Origin of the sequence: Streptomyces fuscigenes (assembly GCF_021556455.1) — a bacterium.
Lineage (GTDB): Bacteria > Actinomycetota > Actinomycetes > Streptomycetales > Streptomycetaceae > Streptomyces > Streptomyces fuscigenes.
In genome coordinates this window covers 1-5096 of sequence record NZ_JAKGCV010000399.1, presented here as the reverse complement: position 1 = coordinate 5096, position 5096 = coordinate 1, and the positions used below count along the sequence as shown (strand labels likewise).

The window sequence follows — 5096 nt, the reverse complement described above, 5'->3', positions numbered from 1 at the left end:
TGGGCGGCGACCCGCTGGCGGCGGCGCTCGCCGCGGCGCAGATCGTGGCCGTGCAGCGGGTGCTGGCCCTGGAGAACTGGCGGCGCGTCGCGGACGGCGAGAGCGCCGAAGCGGTCCGGCCGGACGCGGTGGTGGCCGCCCGTGCCGCGTTCGGGCAGCTGCGCGACGGGCTGGGCGCGCTCGGCCTGTCGGCGGCTTGAGCCGGCGGCGTCCGGCAATGGCCGGGAGAGCCGGGGCCCGGTCGCGGAGGGCGCGGTCACGGAGGGCGCGCGCACGGCGGCGCCGGGTCCGGAGCGCGGGCAGGCAAGGCTCAACGTTACCGACCTTAACATTACCGAGTCACATTTATGACCGGGTTGCATTACGCTGACCGCATGAGCGACCCTCTCAGCCGCGCCCTCGACGAGGAGCGCGCCCACCACGAGACCTGCCGTGCCGCGCTCTCCGGGATGCTGGACGCGGCCGACGAGCAGGTCGTGAGCGGCGAGAACGCGTTCGCCTCCGGTGCGGACGCCGAGGTGCTCGGACGCCATCTGCGCAGCTACGCGCAGGAGTTGCGGCAGGAGCCGGACGGGCCGCTGTTCTTCGGCCGCCTGGACTTCGCACCGGCCGCCGACGCACCGGCCGCCGACACCCCGGATGCCGGGCGTCCGGCCGCCGGCCGGCCCCGGGGCGGAGACCTCGCGCCATCACGCCGGGCAGAGCTACCACATCGGCCGCCGGCGCGTCAGCGCCCATCCCTCCGCGCCACCCCTGGTGGTGGACTGGCGGGCGCCGGTCGCCCGGGCCTTCTACCAGGCAGGACCGCAGGACCCGGCGGGTGTGGCCGTGCGCCGCCGCTTCGGCTGGGCACCGGGCGGCACCGGGGCGCCCGAGGACCTGACCGGCCTGGAGGACGAGCACCTCACGGTCGGCCTCGCCGGCTCCCCCGCTCACCCCGGCTCCTCCGAAGTCGCCGCGCCCGGCGGGATCCTCGCCGGCGAGATCGAGCGACCGCGCGTCGGCCCCATGCGGGACATCGCGGCCACCATCCAGCCGGAGCAGGACTCGCTCGTCCGGGCCGATCTCGGCCTCTCGCTGTGCGTGCAGGGCGCGCCGGGCACCGGCAAGACCGCGGTGGGACTGCACCGGGCCGCCTACCTCCTCTACACCTACCCGCAACGGCTGCGCCGCGGGGGCCTGTTGATCCTCGGTCCGAACCGGACCTTCCTCGCGTACATCTCCGAGGTGCTGCCCGCCCTCGGCGAGGCCGGGATCCGGCAGACGACCGTGGGCGAGGAGATCGCCGACCACGTGGGAGCGCGCGGGAGCGTCCAGGAGGCGAGCGAGGCGGCCGCCGCCGTCAAGCACGACCCCCGGATGGCGGAGGTGCTGCACCGGGCGCTGTACGGGCGGGTCACCGGGCCGACGCAGGCGCTGTCGGTCCCGGAGGGCACCGTCCGGTGGCGGGTCGGACTCGCCGTGCTGGAGCGGATCGTCGGCGAGGTGCGGGCCGAGGCGCCGCCGTACGCCGTGGGGCGCGAGCGCGTACGGAGCCGTACCGTCCGCGAGATCCAGTTGCAGGCCGAGCGGCGCTCCGGGCCGCACCCGGCGAAGTGGGTGCGGAAGATCGCCCGTTCGCGGGCCGTGACGGAATACCTCGACGCGGTGTGGCCGCGCACCCGCCCGGCCGAGGTGCTCGGCGAGGTCCTCGCGGACCCCGACCGCTGGGCAGTGGGGATCCTGACCGCCGCGGAGCGGGCGGCGATCCGGCGCGGCCCCCGCCCGGCGCGCTCGTCCCCGGCCGGCGGCTGGACGGCGGCCGACCTGGTGCTGCTGGACGAGGTGGCGGGCCTGATCGAGCATCCGGAGACCTACGGCCACGTGGTGATCGACGAGGCGCAGGACCTGTCGCCGATGGAGTGCCGCGCCATCGCCCGCCGGGTGCCGTTCGGCTCCCTGACGGTCCTGGGCGACCTGGCCCAGGGCACGACGCCCTGGGCGGCCCGCTCCTGGCCCGCGCTCCTCGCGCACCTGGGCGCGCCGGAGGCCGTGCTCACCCCGCTGACCACGGGGTTCCGGGTGCCGGCGCAGGTCGTCGCGGTGGCGAACCGGCTGCTCGGCACGCTCGGGGTGGACGTGCCGCCCGCCCGCTCCCTGCGGCGCGACGGCGCGCTGCGGGTACGGCCGACGCCCGACCTGGCGGCCGGTGTGGTCGCGGCGGTACGGGCGGGGCTCGGCCGGGAGGGGTCGCTGGGCGTGGTCGCCGACGACGCGGACGCCCCGGCGCTGCGCGCGGCACTGGTGGCGGCGGAAATCCCGGTGGCTTCGCCCGACGACGTGGCGGCCCCGGGGGCACCCCGGGTGACCGTGCTGGCCGCGTCGGCGGCCAAGGGCCTGGAGTACGACCACGTGGTCCTCGCGGAGCCGGCCCGCATCGCCGAGTCCGGCGCCCGCGGCCCCAACCGGCTCTACGTGGCGCTCACCCGCGGCGTCTCCGGCCTGGAGATCGTGCACACCGAGGCGCTGCCCGCGGAGCTCGGCGACCTCGGGCAGACCGGCGGCCTCGGGGCGGCGCATGGCCTCGGGGCGGCGCACGGCCTCGGGCAGGCGGGCCCGGCGGCCGGGTGACCCCGGGACACCTGGCCGCAGGCGCCGGGGCGCGCGGCCGGGGCCCGGCTCAGGGCAGGTCGCGGGGGCCGAAGAGGGCGTACGGGCGGCCGGTCGCGCGGGCCCAGTAGCGGTCGCCGTACGACCAGTGCCACCACTCCGTCGGGTAGTTGACGAGCCCGGCCGCGCCGAGTGCCCCGCCCAGCAGGTCGCGGTGCGCGCGGGCCCGGGAGGAGACCGGGGCGTTCGTGAAGCAGGCGCCCGCGCTCTCCTCCGGGGTCGCGTTGACCCGCGTGCCGAGGTCGAGTTCGGTGCCGTCCTCCGCGACGAGGGTGAGGTCGACCGCCGCGCCCGCGCTGTGCGGGGCGACGCCGGGCGGGGACACGTAGCGGCTGGTCGCTGTGAGGACCTGGTCCGCCGTCCAGTCGGGGTGGGCGGCCCGCAGTGTGTCCGCGTACGCCTCGAAGTAGCGGCGCTGCAGCAGCGGCGGCCGATACCCCTCCAGGAACAGCAGATGCACACCCGACGGCAGTTGCTTCTCCGCCTGGACGAGTCGGGCGGCCACCGGCTCCCGCAGGTACATGTAGGTGTCCTGGCGGGCAGCCTCTCGCGCGTCGACACGCAGGAACCCGTCCGCGTACGCGCGGACGTCGACCAGCGGCTCGCCGCACTCCTCGACGGGCACCGAGGTCACGCGGGGATCGGACATGAGGACGACGTCGGCGGTCATGGCTCCGATCATGCCGGAGGAATCGTGCGCGCGGGGCGGGCGCCGCCGGACGTGAGGCAGGAGCCGTTGGCAACCCCCGGGTAAGGCACCGGCGTTGCCGGCCGCGCTGCGGGCGCCTGCCGTGGTTCGATGGGCTCACCACCATCGGGGAGGGCACATGGTCCGCGGCGCGCCTGCCGGCCAACGCCCTTACAGCGTGGCCGTGTTGGCCGTGCCACGCACACCCTCCCCCTCCGCTCGCCCGGCCGCCGCCCCCAGGTCCGCCCGCGGGCCGGTGCTCCCGCCCTCCGTCCGCGCCGGAGCGCGGCCCGGGCGCCCGGGCCCCCCGCCCACCGGGAGGAACGACCCATGGCACGCCCCAACTCGTTCAAGTTCCGCGCCGTCACCGCCCTGCAGCGGTACGTCGTCAACCCGCTCACCGTTCGCAACCCGGCCCAGGTCCTGCTGGAGACGACGGGCCGGGTGTCCGGCGAGCCGCGCCGCACACCGGTCGGCGGCAGCCTGGTGGGTTCGGTGTTCTGGCTGGTGTCGGAACACGGCGAACGGGCGCAGTACGTGCGCAACATCCTGGCAGACCCGCGGGTCCGCGTCCGGCTGGAGGGCCGCTGGCACACCGGGACCGCGGCGGTCCTGCCCGACGACGACCCCCGGGAGCGGCTCCGCTCGCTGCCGCGCGGCAACAGCGCCGCCGTCGCCTTCTTCGGCACGGACCTTCTGACGGTACGGGTCGACCTGGCGGCCCCGCACGAGGAGGGCGCGGGCGGCCCGGCCGCCTGACGGGCCCCGGGGCCCCCGGGCGACCGGGCGACCGGGCGACCGGCGCGCGGCAGCACAAACGCCCAGTGGTCGGAGGCCGGAGCCCAGTGCTCGGAGCCCAGTGCTCAGCGGCCAGTGCTCGGAGCCCAGTGCTCGGAGCCGGTGCTCGGAGATCAGAAGAGGGTCATCGCGCCCGCGGCGTCGTCCTGCTCCGGCCGCGCGCCCGGATCCGTCCCGTCCGGGTCCCTCGGGTCCATCAGGTCCCCGAGGGATGCCTGCGCGCCGGGCACGGGCAGGTCCACGAGCGCGTGGGAGCCGTCGCAGGACACGAGCGTGTCGCCGTGGCGCCTGCGCCGGTCCGGCTCGTCGTGACGCCAGACGCGGCCGGTGCCCGGCCGGCCCGCCACCGGGTGCGCGGCCACGTCCCGGCCGCAGTGCCCGCACTTCACGATCGGCATCTTCTTCACACCCCCAGTGTGCCGGGAGCGGTGGCGATGTGTCGTGAGGGCGACGGCCCGGCGTCCGGGGGCAGCGCGCTACGCGCGGGCCGCGCCGGTCTTCCCGCGCCGCCAGCGGCGGGGCTCCTGGTCCGGCAGCCAGCCGAAGGCCAGGGAGCTGCCCACCACGCCCAGCAGCATGCCGACGACGAAGCCGCCGAGGTTGGAGGTGACCCAGGTGCCCAGGGAGCAGAGCACCGCGATCACGGAGTAGAACATCCGGTGCAGCGGGTTGAACAGCAGCAGCAGGCCGCACACCGCGATCACGGCGGGCAGCAGGTACCCGGCCAGCGACTCGGTGCCCGCGTGCAGCACGACGGAGATGCTCGCGCGCTCGCTCAGCAGGATCTCGCAGCCGCCGAGCAGCACGCACAACCCGCCCCAGAAGGGCCGTCTGCGCAGCCAGCCGCGGAAGCCGCGCTGCCGGGGCGCGGGCGCCGCGACGGCGGGGGCCGCGACGGGCGGCGCCGGCGCGTCGGCCGGTGTTCCCGGTGTGCCCGGCGGTGTGCCCGGCCGGCCGGCGG

Annotated in this window: 5 protein-coding genes and 2 pseudogenes; 4 read left to right on the top strand and 3 right to left on the bottom strand. The window is 76.8% G+C overall.

Going from position 1 to position 5096, the window contains the following annotated elements; translation table 11 throughout:
• From L1885_RS23320 to L1885_RS23315, 3 genes and pseudogenes are all read left to right on the top strand, one after another.
• Positions 1–200, top strand: a pseudogene (locus tag L1885_RS23320) (TetR family transcriptional regulator); the annotation flags it as partial.
• Between the two features lie 147 nt (positions 201–347).
• Positions 348–545, top strand: a pseudogene (locus tag L1885_RS29535) (hypothetical protein); the annotation flags it as partial.
• 94 nt (positions 546–639) lie between these two features.
• A complete protein-coding gene (locus tag L1885_RS23315; RefSeq protein WP_372482010.1) occupies positions 640–2610 on the top strand; it encodes a HelD family protein in 1971 nt (656 codons plus the stop codon).
• A gap of 49 nt (positions 2611–2659) precedes the next feature.
• Here the strand turns inward: L1885_RS23315 and L1885_RS23310 are convergent, their stop codons facing one another.
• Entirely contained in the window at positions 2660–3319 is a 660-nt protein-coding gene (locus L1885_RS23310) for a M15 family metallopeptidase (RefSeq protein WP_235799134.1), read from the bottom strand.
• Between the two features lie 348 nt (positions 3320–3667).
• On the opposite strand from L1885_RS23310, the gene L1885_RS23305 reads away from it, so the two are divergent.
• Positions 3668–4096, top strand: a complete 429-nt coding sequence (locus L1885_RS23305) for a nitroreductase/quinone reductase family protein (protein ID WP_235799133.1) — start codon at positions 3668–3670, stop codon at positions 4094–4096.
• 152 nt (positions 4097–4248) lie between these two features.
• On the opposite strand, the gene L1885_RS23300 is transcribed toward L1885_RS23305, so the two are convergent.
• The gene (locus L1885_RS23300; RefSeq protein WP_235799132.1) at positions 4249–4542 is read right to left on the bottom strand and encodes a hypothetical protein; all 294 of its coding nucleotides are present in this window, start codon (positions 4540–4542) and stop codon (positions 4249–4251) included.
• Positions 4543–4611: 69 nt separating this feature from the next.
• Positions 4612–5096 (bottom strand): DUF6114 domain-containing protein (locus L1885_RS23295; protein ID WP_372482009.1); only part of this gene is annotated, 485 nt, incomplete at its 5' end.